The organism is Pseudomonas sp. HT11 (assembly GCF_044875395.1).
Classification (GTDB): Bacteria; Pseudomonadota; Gammaproteobacteria; order Pseudomonadales; family Pseudomonadaceae; genus Aquipseudomonas.
The window spans coordinates 4,391,041-4,406,317 of record NZ_CP173217.1 but is presented as its reverse complement, the minus strand read 5'-3'; the positions used below and the strand labels follow the sequence as shown (position 1 = coordinate 4,406,317).

Below are 15,277 nucleotides of genomic sequence, written 5' to 3'. Positions count from 1 at the left end.
GTCGAGTGATCAGACCTTCTCTTATTGGTGGGGGGCGAGGATCAACCGCTCATCCTCTTTGAAAAAATGCTCATCGCAGTTATTGCCGGTGCCACTGCGATCAACCACCAGGAAGTCATCCCGCTTTTCGATCGTCAGCACCGGGTGGTGCCAGACGCCGCGATGGTAATTAATGCCCTGCCTGCCGTTGGTGACGAAGGCGCGGACCAAGCCCGATACAGGTGCATCGCCAAGTGGCGCGACCACGATCAGAAAGGGGTTGCCGAGCAGCGGAATGAAAGCCTGGCTGCCCAGCGGGTGTCTCTCCAGCATGCACACGGTCAGCGGCATGTCCTGCGCGTCGGCGCGGAAGATGCTGATGATCGCGTTGTCTTCAGGCTGCGCGGTTTCTACCGTTGCCAGCTTGTGAAAGCGCATGGTCGACCCGTTGTTGATCATGAAGTGATCGCTGCCGTCGGTTTCGATAACGTCTCCGAAAGGGGCGAAGGCCTCTTTGGTCAGGGGTTCGATCACTAGTGTGCGCATGGCTGTCTCTTATCCGAGGTCTGTGTTGTTTGTTCTATTGCTATCGCGGGCAAGCCCGGCTCCCACATTTTGATTTGCAAATACATTCAAATGTGGGAGCTGGCTTGCCTGCGATGGGCTCACCGCTTATTTAGCTACTTTGCCCAAGACCCGCAGGCGGCTCACACCACCATCGGGGAACACATTCAGGCGGATGTGAGTGATCGGGCCCAGCGCCTTGATCTGCTCGGCGAAGGTGTGTTCGGCGTGCATTTCCAGCTTCTGCGCCGGCAGCAGTTCGCGCCAGAACAGCGATTGGGTTTCGATCTGGCTGTCGGTGCCGCCTTTGACGAACGCGCCCTGGATGGAGCACGTGTCCGGGTAGTTGCCCTTGAAGTGCAGGGTGTCGACGATGATTTTCTCGATCTCGCCCGGGTGACCCAGCGCGACGATGACCCAGTCATTGCCTGGCGTACGACGACGTGCGGTTTCCCAGCCGTCGCCCATGTTGATGCCACGGCCCGGGTTGAGGATGTTGCTCATGCGGCCGAAGTGTTCATCGGAGCAGGCCAGCGCGCGCCCACCGTTCAAGGCGGCGGCCAGGTCGACTTGTTCGTTGTCGCCCACCGACGACCAGTCGCGGAACGGCACGCCATACACGCGCAGACGGGCTACGCCGCCATCCGGGTAGATGTTGAAACGCAGGTGGCTGAACGCCTGGTCGTTGCTGATTTCGTGGTAGTGGTGGCTGTTGCCTTGCAGCTCGACGGCCGACAGCACTTCCACCCACTGGGTGTTTTCATCAGGATCGCCCGAGGCCAGGAAGCACGCCTCCAGGGACGCCGACGGCGGGAAGTTGCCGGTGAAGAATGAAGTGTCGATGTCCACGCCCTTGATCGAGCCGGGCACGCCCAGGCGGATCACCGCGCTGTCGTAGCCTTCGAAGCGCTTGCGGCGCGACTCCCAGCCGTCCATCCACTTGCCGTTGTCATCGAAAACGCCCTCCTTCCACACGGCCGGGGTCGGCTGGAACAGGCGGTTGGCGTCAGCGAACCAGTCATCGGTCACCGAAAGGATCTTGGTGCCCAGACGGGCGTCGGCCAAGTTGACGAACTTCTCGAAAGGTACGGCGTAAGCTTTCATTCTTCTTGTCTGCCTTAAATAAAGTGGCTTGGGATGCTCGCCAGGCCCTGGGCGTCATGAGCGCTCGGGCCAGGTCTGCTAAAGGGTCAGTAATCGGAACAACGCGATTTTGTTGATCTCGGCCAGGGCGCATTTGAACTCGGCTTCCACCGAATTGTGAATGCGCGTTTCGAACGCGGCGAGGATTTGGTGCCGGTTGCTGCCTTTTACCGCCATGATGAAGGGAAACTTGAACTTGGCCTTGTAGGCATCGTTCAGCTCGGTGAAGCGAGAAAACTCCTCGCTCGAGCATTGGTGAATACCGGCGCCAGCCTGTTCATTCGTGCTGGCTTCGGTCAACTGGCCCTGGACGGCAGCTTTGCCCGCCAGGTCCGGGTGAGCGTTGATCAAGGCCAGCTGGCTGGCATGATCGGCGCTCAACAGGATGTCGCTCATGCGCTGGTGCAGGGTTTCGATCTGGTCGATTGAAGAATCCTGGCCCAGGTCGAAGGCCTTTTCGGCCACCCATGGCGAATGTTCGTAGATGTCGGCGAAGGCTGTCACGAATGCATCGCGGCTCAGGCTCGACGGTTTCAAGGTTCGGAACGCAGTCATTTCGCCGCTCCCGTGTACGGGTGGGTTTCGTGCCAGTGGCGGGCAATGTCGACGCGGCGGGTGAACCAGACGTGTTCATGGCCCTTGGCGTATTCGATAAAACGCTTGAGGGCGGCGAGGCGCGCCGGGCGGCCGATCAGGCGGCAATGCAGGCCGATGGAAAGCATCTTCGGTGCGTCAGCGCCTTCGGCATACAGCACGTCGAAGGCATCCTTGAGGTACTCGAAAAAGTCGTCGCCCTTGTTGAAACCCTGCACCTGGGTAAAGCGCATGTCGTTGGTGTCCAGGGTGTAGGGGATCACCAGGTGCGGCTTGCCGGTGGGGTTGTTGGGTTCCCAGTAGGGCAGGTCGTCGTCATAGGTGTCGCAGTCGTACAGAAAGCCGCCTTCCTCCATCACCAGCCGCCGGGTGTTGGGGCCGGTGCGACCGGTGTACCAGCCCAATGGGCGCTCGCCGGTCAGCTCGGTGAGGATGCGGATGGCTTCGAGCATGTGCTCGCGCTCCTGGGCCTCGTCCATGTACTGGTAGTCGATCCAGCGATAGCCGTGGCTGCAGATCTCATGGCCGGCGGCGACCATCGCGCGGATCACATCCGGGTGGCGCTGGGCGGCCATGGCCACGGCGAAGATGGTCAGCGGGATATCGAATTCTTTGAACAATTTGAGGATGCGCCACACGCCGGCACGGCTGCCGTATTCATACAGCGACTCCATGCTCATGTTGCGCTCGCCTTGCAGCGGCTGGGCCGAGACCATCTCCGAAAGGAATGCCTCGGACTCTTTGTCGCCGTGCAATATGTTGCGCTCGCCGCCTTCTTCGTAGTTGAGTACGAAAGACAGCGCGATGCGTGCCTTGCCCGGCCAGTGGGGGTGAGGAGGGTTACTGCCGTAACCGATCAGGTCGCGTGGGTAGTCAGCGCTCACTGCAGTCTTCCTTCTTGTTCGTCGTAGTAGCGATGAGTGATTGTATACAACTTATCGCCGACTTTGTAAGCCCGCATTTCTGCATTTTTTCTGAGCGGCGCGCACTCAAGCTATTGCAAGAAACCTGCCTGACTGGTCAGCTAAACGCTAAAAAGTTTTTCGCGGATGTCCAGCGGTAGGCGCTGGCTGGCCGGCGATCGCCTCAGTGGGTTTTATCAGGTGCACCGCGGTGGTCGGCGAACCGGTGGCTGCGAGGTGCGGGATATTTGTTGAATTTATTGTGTACAATTTTTTTAGAAAGTGTCTTAATCAGCCATCGCCGGCTTTTTCACTGCCCTGAAAGAGTGCGGATCACTTTTCTACTGCCTACGGGAGGCGCAAAGACGCCATGGGACGCTTGACCACACACGTTTTGGACGCCGCACATGGCTGCCCCGGCAGCGCGATCAAGGTTGAACTGTACCGCGTCGAAGGCGCGCAACTGGAGCTGGTCGCCACCGCCGTGACCAACAGCGACGGCCGTTGCGACGCGCCGTTGCTGCAAGGTGACGATTACCGCAGCGGTGTGTACCAGGTGCAATTCAGTGCCGGCGATTATTACCGGGCCCGCGGTGTGCAGCTTCCCGAACCGGCTTTCCTGGATGTGGTGGTGCTGCGTTTTGGCATCAGCGCCGAACAGGACCATTACCATGTGCCCCTGCTGATTTCGCCTTACAGCTACTCCACCTATCGCGGTAGCTGAGCGTCACCTCGCTTCACACCCCCAAAGCTCTTCGTTGGTTTTTCGCCCGCCCACACTGCGGGCTTTTTTTTGCCTGTTGCGCGTTCAACTATCTAGCACCTCTTGAGTGTCGGTGATGCCTAGGCTGGGTGTTTTCCTCAGAAGAAAACACCAATGGCCTCGTCCCCAGATCACCCAGGCGTTTTGCCCTCTTTCAGTTCCCTGCCCGAAGACGTTGATGCTGTCGTCGCTGCCCAAGCCGATTTGCAGGCCATTCGAGATCAACTGACCCAGCGGATCAACCGGTTTACCCATCCCAGCCGCCTGATCAATCAGCTCGCTCTTGCCGATTGGCGCTGCGGCGAGTCGGTACGCGCACTGGCACAGCTGATAGGGCGCTCGCCCAAAATCCTGCGAGTGATCCGTGCTCAACTGCGCAAAGCATTTGAGATGGAACCGGACACTCTGCTGTTTACCGAGACCAAGCGCCCAGGCGCACCGCAGATCATCAACAGCTTGACCGAGCGGGCCCTGTCGCTGCTGGCACGGCCCTCGGTGCCTATTAATGTCAATCAATTCACCACGCTCAGCATAAAAGGGCAGCCAAGCCGTCGGTTGCCCTATACCCCTTTGCAAGTCTTGCAGCGCGTCATTGCGATGCGACTTTTTGAGCGGCTGGTGCAGGCGGCAGACCACTATTGGGACACCTTGGCGCGGGGCTCATGGCTCACACGCCGCGAGCGCTGGGTTGAGCTGCACGCTGAACTGTTCGCTGACCGGGCCTTCATGGCACGGCAACTGGATGAGCTGTCACCGGCGGGCATGAGCCTGGTGCAGGCCGTGATCGATGCCCCGACCGCGACGGCACGCCAACGTGCAGGCGGCGATTGGGCCAGCGTACGGGTGGGCCTGCTGATGTGGCCCGGAACACCCGCGGTGGTGATGCCAGGCGTATTGCACTTTTATCGTGAGGGTGATCCCGCGCAGGCGCCGCAGGTGGTGTACCTGCCGGGTGTGGCCCGCACGTTCTACGAGTACCCGTCTTTTGCCGCCCTGCAGGAAGGCCTGTTGCCGCTGGACCGAGCGCAGCTGGACATGCTCTGGCAGGGGTTGGTGGCAAGTCGTCGCACTGGGTTATGCCAGCCCGCGCAGTTGTCTGCGGCGGGCGGATTTGTGCGCGGCCTGGAGGTGCTCGACGACGCGTTGGCGCTGAGCGCGCAAGCGTTGTTGCGCGGGCAATGGAACACCGAATTGGCATGTGCCGTGAGGGTCGATCCTCCCTTTGTTGCTGCACAACCGCCTCGGCCGGTGGCTGTCGCCGCGTTACTCGCGCAGGTGGAAGGGGCGCGAAAGCAGTGGGTTGGCAGCGCCCGGCTTGGCGCTCTTGCTGACCCGCTGCTCAAATGGGACCAGCAACGACGCAGCGCAGAAATAATCTTTGCCAGTACCTCACCCGGCTTGGCCTTGCGCACTGCTCAGCAGCAGGTCAAGCGTTACGAAAAAGGTCTGCTGGCCTTGCTGGATCCGTATGAGCCCGGCATCGAGACCCTCGCTTATCAGCAATTCATAGCGCTGAAGGCCCAGCTCGCGGCCCATGCCCAGGCGCTGAATTCGTTGCTGCAGGGTGCAGAGCACCGGCTGCTCGATCTGAAGTTCTGGACCGAGCGCCCCGGTGGCGCGCAAACGCCCAGGCGTGCTTCGTTGTTCATGCATGCCCAAGCCGAGGCACTGCGCTGCGAGGTTCAGCTGCAACACCGTCTCAAACTGCTGGGCACGGCCCACCGCGACCTGATTATCGACGTGCTGGACCCGCCTTCGCCCGCGGCACGCCCGGGCAGCCAAACCCAGGTGCTTTCAATCGCCGTGGGCAGTGAGCCCGATGCTTTTTATCCCCTGCATAATGTGTGGCTGGTGACCACCGCGGCCGCGCTGAGGGTGCCGGCCCGCCAGCTTCCGGTGGTGCTCTACGCCTTTGGGGAAGAGGGCGGGGTGCTGGGTTTTGCCGGGCTGGATGCCTTGACCCGAAGCGTCAAGGCGAGCCTCGGCAGCCGGGACGGCTCGGTGCTGTGGGGCGGTATCGAGCATGACAAGCGCAGCGATTTGCGCGCACATGCGCTGCGTGAAACCTTGGCTGTGCGCTACGTCCCCATCGACGGCAAGCCTGCATTGGCCGCGTTGAAAAAATTGCTCGGTTGCTACGATCGCCTGCACAAAAGCACTGAAGACATCACGCGTATTTTCAGTGAAGTGACGCAGGTCGGGCTCAGTCGCGCGCTGCTGCTGGCGGGGCTGGCGCAACAGCTCAAGGTTCCGGCCAATAGTGCCCTGAGCCAGGCTCAGGCGAACATCGAGTTACTGCGCAAGGCCGCGTCTGAAGCGCAAAAATTGCCAGCGGGCTGGGTGGGCGCCACGCGTGCCCAGCGTAAACGCTTCAAACGTTCGCAGCGTTTTTACCTCAGCAGCGCCTTCGCCTTCCAGACGCGGCTTGAGCAGCACCTGCCCGATTTGGACACGTTTGCCCGCCGTGCCTTGACGGCCCGTTTGCAGCAGGACGGCGTCCCTGCGTCGTGGCTGATCGACCAGCCCTTTATTGAAATGCCTGATGATGTTCATGGCCAGTTTTGTGGGTGGGCGAGCGGCTGCACTGTCGGTGATCGCACCATCGTCCTCACCCCGACCGCTACGCGTACCTCCTTCAGTCTGCTGCAACTGGCGCTGCACAACCTCGACCCGCTGGCGCCCTGGACGCAATGGCGATTGAACCGCGCCCGCTTTCTGCAACCTGAATGGCGACACCGGCTCAATGCCGGGTATTTGATCCAGATGGTCGCTTCGTTGGATATCGGCGGGCAGTACGACGCATTGATCAACCGCGCTTTTTATCCGCCTGCTGGCACCGACCGCGCCCTCAGCGAAGGACGCATTTCGCCCTTATTGAATCGCGCGTTGCACGCAGGCGTTGACCACCACCTGTTCCTGGCGCGGCAAAGCGGGCTGTCGGCGAACGCGCAAAGTGTGTTTAGCACCGCCATGGCGGCCCGCATGCCGCCAGACCTGCTGAACAACCCGCATGAGTTGCAACTGCACGTGGTGCACCTGGTGGGCCATACGATGCAGCACGACCGCTATGTCGCAGGCATTGTGGTGGTGCACGACAAGCGCTCCGGGTGTTGCGTGGTCTACTGGCCCGATGCCCCGCAAGCCTGGGTTCTCACCGAGTACAGCGACCTGCAACAGGCCCTTGCTGCATTGAACCGTATCGGCGCATCGGCCGATAACGCCAAAGTGCTCGCGCGACAGGTCGCACCTGGCTGGGCATTTGAGGCAATCACCCACCATCCGGACCGCGCCGATAGCCCAAGTCACCTGTTCAGCACGCTTGATCTGCCGCCTGCATTTTTTATGGTGAAGGGGATTTGGCGGGGGCTTGGCTTTATTCGCTCCTTTAACATCAAGCACCTGGAGCCGACGGCGTTGCTGGATGAGATCCAGGCCCACACCCTTGAGCAGATTGCCAGTGATCCGCAGGGCTGGCTGGCGATTGTCGCCACCTCTCACAGCGACGCCAGGGCATTGCTCTACCACGCCAGCGTGCTTGAGCTGCAGCGCCGCACTCAAGCCGCCAGCCATTCTGGCAAGGCGCTGCAGGCCTACCGCGCGCGCCGCCTTGGTGAGCAAAGCGAGACACGTACGCGGGCGCTGGTGGGGTTTTTCTGCCCGATGTACGGGATCTTTAATCAATTCCATGAACTGCTGCTTATGGCGCGGCGTTATCACCGCTTTGGCGACGCTCACACGGCGGTCGATGTGGGCTTTATGAGCGCGTTTCTGGCAATCGATTTGTTACTTAACTTTATTCCCGGCCCCGCCAGGGTGCCGGTTGCGGCGGCTCGTATGGCGCGGCCCGCCGCGCGGGCTGTGCTGGGGCGTATCCATCGTCTGCGCATGAGGGCCAGCGGGCTTGACCGCCTGGCGCCGCCACCGGTGGCTCAACTCAAGGACCTGGAGCGTTTCAAAATCAAGGGGGTGCCTCAAGGGGCTGTGGCGTTGAAAGGTATTGGTGAAAAAGGCGTGTATGTCAAAGATGGCGAGCTGTTCGTGGCGGATGACTCACACCATTACCCGCTTTATCGGCGCGGCGACGAACACGCGTTGCGCCTGAAAAACCGGCAGGCGCCTGGGCAAGACGAACTGATAGTGAACGTGCACCAGCCCGGGGAGTGGTTACTGGGCGCGGATGCGCCTCAGCCGATGGCGGGGACCAGTTCGACGCTGCTCAGCCCGTGGCGTGCGCCAGTGCATGCACCCCCGGACTGGCAGCCACCGACGGTGCGCGCCGCCACGCACAACCGCATCTATCGGTCACCGGCACCGGACCCCTATTGGTTCGAATGGCGTGTTCCGGATGCGACGGGGCAGGTGTCCGGCCTCTCGGCGTTCGGCACGTTTCATGTGCACATGGAGCCGCCGGGATTTCCCTACGATGCCGTCTACATCGGACCCCGGTATGACAGCCTCGCCGCTTCGGGGGCGGGTTATTACAGAGTGCTTCACCAGGGCGACAATGCGCCCTGGAATGGCATCGCGTTTATCACCCGCAATGAGCCGCTGATCTCGCTTGCCCGTGTTGATATTGAACGTTGGACGAGCACTGCGATGGGTGAACAGCCCATTCCGATATCACGCGGCGTATCGGGTGAGTGGCAGGTGCATGCCCCGTTGTTTGACCGGCCGCTGGAGCAGTCCTTGGGGCAGGCGTTCCCCAGCATGACCCGCCGCAGCCAGGCATTGGCAGCCGCAAGGCTGATTGAACTGGCCGATTCTTCGCGCTCGGCGACGGCCACGCACCTGCTCAATATCCGTTCGACGCTGGACAATTGGCTGATGTCGACTCCCAACGGGCCGGGTCAGACAGATGATTTGCTGAGAATGTTACGGCCCATTCAAAGGGCGGGCAGGGCGCTGCACATCGGTTACGAGGGCAAGGCCCCCGGCTTCACGCGTGTCGACTTCCGGGCCGTCGGGTTAGACCCTGCGTTGCAATCCGGCGTCGGTGAGGTCAAGCCTCAGCGGGTCGTCGCGCAGCGCGCCGCAGTCAAGCGCGCGCTGGAGCAGCAAGGGTTCAACGTGCAGGAACTGCAGCTCAGGCACGGGCGCAAGCCCACGCATGAGTTGATCGCGACCCATCCTTCTTCCCCTTCAAACACGCTGTACTACGTGTCCATCCACTGGATCGAGAGAGGCACGGTGAGGCTGGAAACCCGGCTGACGGACCGGTGGTTTGACGCCGCAATCAATACGCATCCCCGGTCGGTTGCGTTGATGGGCGTCAAGAGCGCCATGAACGAAAATCGCCTGGCTCGGATCGTCGCCGGCATTCAATGGCCTATGACGCAGGCGGCCCGCCCGAGCGTCTACTTTGTCAAAGTGAGCCCGTCCTCGCCTTGATCAGCGACACCATGCCCGCGGCGCCGAACAGTGCGGCGCTGACGCGATTGAACCAGCTCTGGCCACTGCCGCTGCGCAGGTAGCGCGCAGCCCCATGGGCACCCAGGCCGTAGGCCAGCTTGCACAGCAAGTCGAGTACGGTCCAAGTAGCAATCATGATCAGCAATTGCGGCAGGAACGCGTGCTCGCTGCTGAGAAACTGCGGCAAGAAGGCGGCAAAGAACAGGATGTCCTTGGGGTTGCTGGCGCCCAGCACAAACGCGCGACCGAACAAGGCGCGAAAACGCGGTGTGGCCACGGCCTGGGGCACCACGGCGCCCTGGGCCGGTTGGCGCGATTGCTGCCAGCTCTGCCAGGCGAGATAAAACAGGTACAGCGCACCGACGACCTTCAGGGCGCTGAACAACTGCTCCGAGGCCAGCAGCAATGCACCCAGCCCCAATGCCGAGGCACTCAACAGGCAGATCGAGGCGAACACGCCGCCCAGAAACGCCGGGTAGGACCGGCGCAGGCCGTAGTTCAGGCTGTTGCTGATCATCAACAGCGACAGCGGGCCGGGGATCAGGATCACGATCAATGCAGCGCCACTGAACAGCAGCCAGGTTTCCAGGGTCATTACAGTCCTCCATTCGTACAAAAGCCCCACCCGAAGGTGAGGCGGTTTTCGGCCGTTTCCTGCGAACTACAGGAAGATGAACTTCGCGATGAAAATCGCGCACAGCACCCACAGGCTGATGGAAATCTCGCGGTACTTGCCGGTGCCGGCCTTGAGCGCCACATATGTGATGAAGCCCAGGGCGATACCGTCGGCAACCGAGAACGTCAGCGGCATCATGATCGCGGTCACGATGGCCGGGATGCTGTCGGTGGCTTCATCCCAATTGATATGGGCCATGCTCGCCATCATCAGCATTGCTACGTAAATCAGTGCACCGGCGGTGGCATACGCAGGAATCATGCCCGCCAAGGGCGCGAAAAACATTGCCGCCACAAACAGCACGCCCACGGTCACGGCGGTCAACCCGGTGCGACCGCCCGCGGCGACACCGGCGGCACTTTCTACATAACTGGTCACCGGCGGCACACCGACCATGGCGCCAAACACGCTGGAGGCACTGTCGGCTTTCAGCGCGCGGGACAGGTTATGAATCTTGCCATCGGCGCCCACCAGCCCGGCGCGTTGCGCAACGCCCATCAGTGTACCGGCAGTGTCGAACATGTGTACAAAAAGAAACGCAAATACAACGCTGATCATGCTGACATTGAATACACCCTTCACGTCCATGGCCATCCAGGTCGGCGCCAGGCTGGGTGGGGTGGAGAGAATGCCGTTGTAGTGCACCAGGTCCAGGCCCCATCCGGCCAGGGTGACGGCGATGATGCTGATGAGGATTGCGCCGAACACGCGGTGATAGCTGAGGATCGCGATCAGCAAAAAGCACACCGCCGCCAGCAGGGGCGCAGGCTCGTGCAGCGACCCCAGCTTGATCAGCGTGGCCGGGCTGTCGACGATGATGCCGGCGGTTTTCAGGCCGATCACCCCCAGAAACAGGCCGACACCGGCGCCCATGGCGTGGCGCAGGCTGACGGGAATACTGTTGAGCAGCCATTCACGTACGCGGGACAGGGTCAGGCCCATGAACAATACCCCGGAAACAAACACCGCGCCCAGCGCCGTTTCCCAGTGATAGCCCATGGTGCCGACCACGGTGTAGGTGAAAAACGCGTTCAAGCCCATGCCGGGCGCCAGGCCCACGGGCCAGTTGGCGTAAAGGCCCATCAGCAGGCAACCGAGCGCAGCGGCGATGCACGTGGCGACAAACGCCGCACCGTGATCTATGCCCGCATCGGCCATGATGTTCGGGTTGACGAAGATGATGTAGGCCATGGTGATGAACGTGGTGAGGCCGGCGATCAGTTCGGTCTTCACTGTGGTGCCATGCAAACGCAGTTTGAACAGGCGTTCCAGCCAACCGCCTTGCGGCGCGGAGAGGTCCAGCGTTGGGGCTTCGGATTTGCGGCTTTCCACAGCAAGTACTCCTCAAGAGTTTTATTGTTATTTCCAGCGCCGGTCACAGGTGTGGGCAACAGCGCTTTGAGGTACTGGCGGGTTTTTGTTGACCAATAGGTCAGGAACTCGCACGAAGCGAATTATGCTTTTGTATACAAATAAAGCAAATAATGTTTTCGATTATGTGTTCGAAACAAGATGAAAGGCTAATTCACGGCACTCAGCGCCTGATTCACCGCCAGCCATCCCGCCACCGCGTCTTCGCCGGCTTCGCTGAAGGCGCGCTGCAACAGCTTCACCTGTTCGCGGCGCAGGGACTGCTCGAAGCGCTGGCCCTCGTCGCTCAATTCCAGCAGGCGCTTACGCTTGTCGGTCTCGGACGCCACGCTGTTTACCAAGTGCATTTCCTGCAGCTGTCGCAACGGTATGTTCAACGCCTGCTTGCTCACGCCGAGCAACTCCAGCAGTTGCTTCACGCTCAAGGTGGGGTAGCGCGCGATAAAAAACACGATGCGCTGGTGCACACGGCTCAGGCCTCGGCGTTCGAGCATCTCGTCGGCCTTGGCGGTAAAGGCCTGGTAGCCGAAAAAGAACGCTTCCATGGCTTGTTGCTGGCTGTTCTGGGTTTTAAGGTCAAGCATATTGACGTATCTACTCAAGTCGGCGTAATTTCGGTCAAGCAGTTTGACGTATTTTCCATGCGCTTTGCCACCGGTGACCTTATGGCCTTCTCTGAACGTGTTACGCGCCTCAAAAGCTCCTTGATCCGTGAAATCCTTGCTGCAGCCCAGCGCCCGGAAGTGATGTCGTTCGCCGGCGGCCTGCCGGCCGAAGCCATGCTGCCGGCACTGAACTGGGACGGCATGCCGCTCACCCTCGGCCAATATGGCATGAGCGAAGGCGAACCGCAGTTGCGCGAACTGCTCGCCGCCCAGGCCCGCGCGTTGGGCGTACCGTGCCAGGCGAGCCAGGTGCTGGTCGTCAGCGGGTCCCAGCAAACCCTGGACCTGGCCGCCAAACTGTATATCGACAAGGGCACCAAGGTTCTGCTGGAAGGCCCGACTTACCTGGCGGCGTTGCAGATCTTCCAACTGTTCGGCGCCGATTGCCTGACTGTGCAACTGGAGGCCGACGGTCCCAACCTCGCCACCTTGCGCAGCCTCCTTGAACACCATCGCCCGGCGTTCATCTACCTGATCCCGACGTTCCAGAACCCTTCGGCCGTACGCTACAGCGAGGCCAAGCGCGCGGCCGTCGCCGCTTTGCTCGATGAGTTCGGCGTCACCCTGATCGAAGACGAACCCTACCGCGAACTGAGCTTCGACGGCGCCAGTGCACAGCCCATCGCCGGCCGCCTGAAAAAAGCCAGCTGGATCTACACCGGCACCGTCTCCAAGACCCTGCTACCGGGCCTGCGCGTCGGCTACCTGATCGCCAGCCCGGATCTGTTCCCGCATTTGCTCAAGCTCAAGCAATCGGCGGACCTGCACACCAACCGCGTCGGCCAGTGGCAGGCCATGCAGTGGATCGGCACCCAGAAATACCAGCAGCACCTGGCGCAACTGCGCCGCTTTTACCGCGAGCGTCGCGATGCATTTCAGGCCGCGCTGGAGCGTCATTTTGGCGATCTGGCTGACTGGCAGACGCCTCAGGGCGGATTATTCTTCTGGCTGACCTTGAAACAACCGCTCGACACCCGCACCTTGTTGGCGCAAGCATTGGATCAGGACGTCGCGTTCATGCCCGGTGAACCGTTCTTTTCCGAGCCCGATCAACACCTCGGCTCGTTGCGCCTCAATTTCAGCCATATCGACCCGGCCCGTCTGGACGAAGGTCTCAAGCGCCTGGCCGCGGTGGTCCGTCAAGCACAGCACGCGCAAGCGGCATAAGGGGAGCCCCATGTACAAGGTTTATGGCGATTACAAGTCGGGCAACTGCTACAAGGTCAAATTGATGCTCAATCTGTTGGGCATCGAATACCAATGGATTGATGTCGATATTCTCAAGGGCGACACCCAGACCGCCGAATTCCTGGCCAAGAACCCCAACGGCAAGATCCCGGTGTTGGAGCTGGAAGATGGCACCTGCCTGTGGGAGTCCAACGCCATCCTCAACTTCCTGGCGGACGGCAGCGAGTTTCTGCCGGCGGAGCCACGCCTGCGTACCCAAGTGCTGCAATGGCAGTTTTTCGAGCAATACAGCCATGAGCCCTATATCGCGGTGGCGCGGTTTATCCAGTTTTACCTGAACATGCCGCAAGACCGACTGGAGGAATACAAAAACACCCATAAGGGCGGCTACAAGGCGTTGAGGGTGATGGAGCGTCAGTTGCAAGCCACGCCCTACCTGGTAGGCGAGCAATATTCGATTGCCGATATCGCGCTGTACGCCTACACCCACGTGGCCCATGAAGGGGGTTTTGACCTGACGCCGTACCCGGCGGTGCAGGCGTGGCTCAAGCGTGTGGCCAGCCATCCCAAACATGTGGCGATGCTGGACTGAACACAGGTCCAAATGTGGGCGCGGGCTTGCTCGCCAAGGGTGGGCAGTCACTGATGATTCGACTGATCCACCGCTTTCGCGAGCAAGCCCGCTCCCACCTTTAGCTGTCTGTTGTGGCAGACAGTTGATCCTTCAGCAATTCAAAACAGCGCTGCGCCGCCGGGCTCAAACCCGTGCAGCCGCCGATTCCGGCAACTGCCTGGGCTTGGCCTTGTTGGATATCGAATTGGCAACGCCGAACTAATGTGGGAGCTGGCTTGCCTGCGATAGCGTCACCTCGGTGTCACTGATAAATCGAGGTGTCTGCATCGCAGGCAAGCCAGCTCCCACACTGACCGCGGTGTTTATCAGACTGCGGCGAACCGCTTGTCGAGGTAATCAATGATCACCTTGGAGTCATACATCCAAGTGGTCTGGCCATTTTCTTCAATGCGCAGGCACGGCACTTTGATCTTGCCGCCTTGCTCCAGCAGGGTCTGGCGATCTTGCGCATTGTTCTTCGCGTCCTTCAACGCCACCGGCACATTCAGACGGTGCAACGTACGACGGGTCTTCACGCAGAACGGGCAGGCGTGGAACTGATACAGGGTCAGGTCCTTGGCCGCAGCGTTCACCTGCGCCTGTTGTTCGGCGGGGCGCTGCTTTTTGCGTGGGCGGGTAATGAAGTCGCCCGCGATGATGACGTGGCCGAGGCCCACTCGAAGTGCTTTGACGAACATGGCTGAAAACCTCTTGCCCATGAAGAAGGGGCCGCAGCTTACCTGAAATTTGCAGGCGAAAAAAAAACCGGCGATGAACGCCGGTCTTTTCCTGCACAGCCTGTTACTTGATCAGGCTGAGAAACTCGCTGCGCGTGGCCGCGTTTTCGCGGAACTCACCCAGCATCACCGAGGTGATCATCGAAGAGTTCTGTTTCTCTACACCGCGCATCATCATGCACATGTGCTTGGCTTCGATCACCACGGCCACGCCCAGCGCGCCGGTGACTTGCATCACGGCATCGGCGATCTGGCGGCTGAGGTTTTCCTGGATCTGCAGGCGGCGCGCATACATGTCGACAATCCGCGCCACTTTCGACAGGCCCAGCACTTTGCCGCTCGGGATATACGCGACGTGAGCCTTACCGATAAACGGCAGCAGGTGGTGTTCGCACAGCGAGTACAGCTCGATGTCCTTGACCAGCACCATTTCGCTGTTGTCGGAGCTGAACAAGGCACCGTTGGTGACTTCTTCGAGTGTCTGTTCATAGCCGCGGCAAAGGTACTGCATCGCCTTGGCGGCACGCTTTGGCGTGTCGAGCAGGCCCTCGCGGGAAACGTCCTCGCCGAGTTGGCCGAGGATCGCGGTGTAATTCTGTTCCAGGGACATGAAACTACCTGTGGGATTTTCGCAAAGCGCAAGGTTACGGTGGCGGACACATCGCTGCAAGCC

13 protein-coding genes are annotated in these 15,277 nt (G+C 60.7%); 4 read left to right on the top strand and 9 right to left on the bottom strand.

All coding sequences use genetic code 11. The features are described 5' to 3' along the window. Positions 1–21 precede the first annotated feature (21 nt). The 4 genes from ABWL43_RS20375 to puuE all read right to left on the bottom strand — a co-directional run bounded on the left by ABWL43_RS20375 (position 22) and on the right by puuE (position 3,164). Entirely contained in the window at positions 22–525 is a 504-nt protein-coding gene (locus ABWL43_RS20375) for an ureidoglycolate lyase (protein ID WP_106576515.1), read from the bottom strand. Between the two features lie 126 nt (positions 526–651). Further along, positions 652–1,647 carry an allantoicase gene (gene alc / locus ABWL43_RS20370; RefSeq protein WP_242195532.1) on the bottom strand — a complete coding sequence of 332 codons (996 nt, stop codon included), beginning with the start codon at positions 1,645–1,647 and terminating at the stop codon, positions 652–654. Positions 1,648–1,725: 78 nt separating this feature from the next. Beyond that, complete coding sequence (gene uraD / locus ABWL43_RS20365; protein ID WP_404483960.1) at positions 1,726–2,241, bottom strand: 2-oxo-4-hydroxy-4-carboxy-5-ureidoimidazoline decarboxylase; 516 nt, start codon at positions 2,239–2,241, stop codon at positions 1,726–1,728. Continuing rightward, entirely contained in the window at positions 2,238–3,164 is a 927-nt protein-coding gene (puuE, locus tag ABWL43_RS20360) for an allantoinase PuuE (RefSeq protein ID WP_145158784.1), read from the bottom strand. Before puuE ends, uraD begins: the two co-directional genes overlap by 4 nt. Before the next feature lie 388 nt (positions 3,165–3,552). Here puuE and uraH point away from each other — a divergent pair, with 388 nt between their 5' ends. Together uraH and ABWL43_RS20350 are read left to right on the top strand one after the other, a co-directional pair. Further along, complete coding sequence (gene uraH, locus ABWL43_RS20355) at positions 3,553–3,906, top strand: hydroxyisourate hydrolase (RefSeq protein WP_106576519.1); 354 nt, start codon at positions 3,553–3,555, stop codon at positions 3,904–3,906. A 153-nt stretch (positions 3,907–4,059) separates the two neighbouring features. Continuing rightward, entirely contained in the window at positions 4,060–9,333 is a 5,274-nt protein-coding gene (locus ABWL43_RS20350) for a dermonecrotic toxin domain-containing protein (protein WP_404483956.1), read from the top strand. Here the strand turns inward: ABWL43_RS20350 and ABWL43_RS20345 are convergent. The 3 genes from ABWL43_RS20345 to ABWL43_RS20335 all read right to left on the bottom strand — a co-directional run bounded on the left by ABWL43_RS20345 (position 9,308) and on the right by ABWL43_RS20335 (position 11,985). Beyond that, positions 9,308–9,949 carry a LysE family translocator gene (locus ABWL43_RS20345; RefSeq protein ID WP_169367315.1) on the bottom strand — a complete coding sequence of 214 codons (642 nt, stop codon included), beginning with the start codon at positions 9,947–9,949 and terminating at the stop codon, positions 9,308–9,310. The genes ABWL43_RS20350 and ABWL43_RS20345 overlap by 26 nt on opposite strands. Before the next feature lie 66 nt (positions 9,950–10,015). Continuing rightward, complete coding sequence (locus tag ABWL43_RS20340; RefSeq protein WP_145158778.1) at positions 10,016–11,362, bottom strand: NCS2 family permease; 1,347 nt, start codon at positions 11,360–11,362, stop codon at positions 10,016–10,018. Positions 11,363–11,550: 188 nt separating this feature from the next. Further along, complete coding sequence (locus ABWL43_RS20335; protein ID WP_404483952.1) at positions 11,551–11,985, bottom strand: MarR family winged helix-turn-helix transcriptional regulator; 435 nt, start codon at positions 11,983–11,985, stop codon at positions 11,551–11,553. An 81-nt stretch (positions 11,986–12,066) separates the two neighbouring features. Here ABWL43_RS20335 and ABWL43_RS20330 point away from each other — a divergent pair, with 81 nt between their 5' ends. Both ABWL43_RS20330 and ABWL43_RS20325 read left to right on the top strand, forming a co-directional pair. Beyond that, positions 12,067–13,233, top strand: a complete 1,167-nt coding sequence (locus ABWL43_RS20330) for a PLP-dependent aminotransferase family protein (RefSeq protein ID WP_404483949.1) — start codon at positions 12,067–12,069, stop codon at positions 13,231–13,233. A gap of 10 nt (positions 13,234–13,243) precedes the next feature. Next, a complete protein-coding gene (locus tag ABWL43_RS20325; protein ID WP_145158772.1) occupies positions 13,244–13,846 on the top strand; it encodes a glutathione S-transferase family protein in 603 nt (200 codons plus the stop codon). Between the two features lie 347 nt (positions 13,847–14,193). Here the strand turns inward: ABWL43_RS20325 and ABWL43_RS20320 are convergent, their stop codons facing one another. Beyond that, positions 14,194–14,565, bottom strand: a complete 372-nt coding sequence (locus tag ABWL43_RS20320; RefSeq protein ID WP_094951448.1) for a glutathione S-transferase N-terminal domain-containing protein — start codon at positions 14,563–14,565, stop codon at positions 14,194–14,196. 103 nt (positions 14,566–14,668) lie between these two features. Beyond that, positions 14,669–15,214 (bottom strand): GTP cyclohydrolase I FolE, encoded by a 546-nt coding sequence (gene folE, locus ABWL43_RS20315; RefSeq protein ID WP_003442011.1) that lies wholly within the window; start codon positions 15,212–15,214, stop codon positions 14,669–14,671. Positions 15,215–15,277 lie beyond the last annotated feature (63 nt).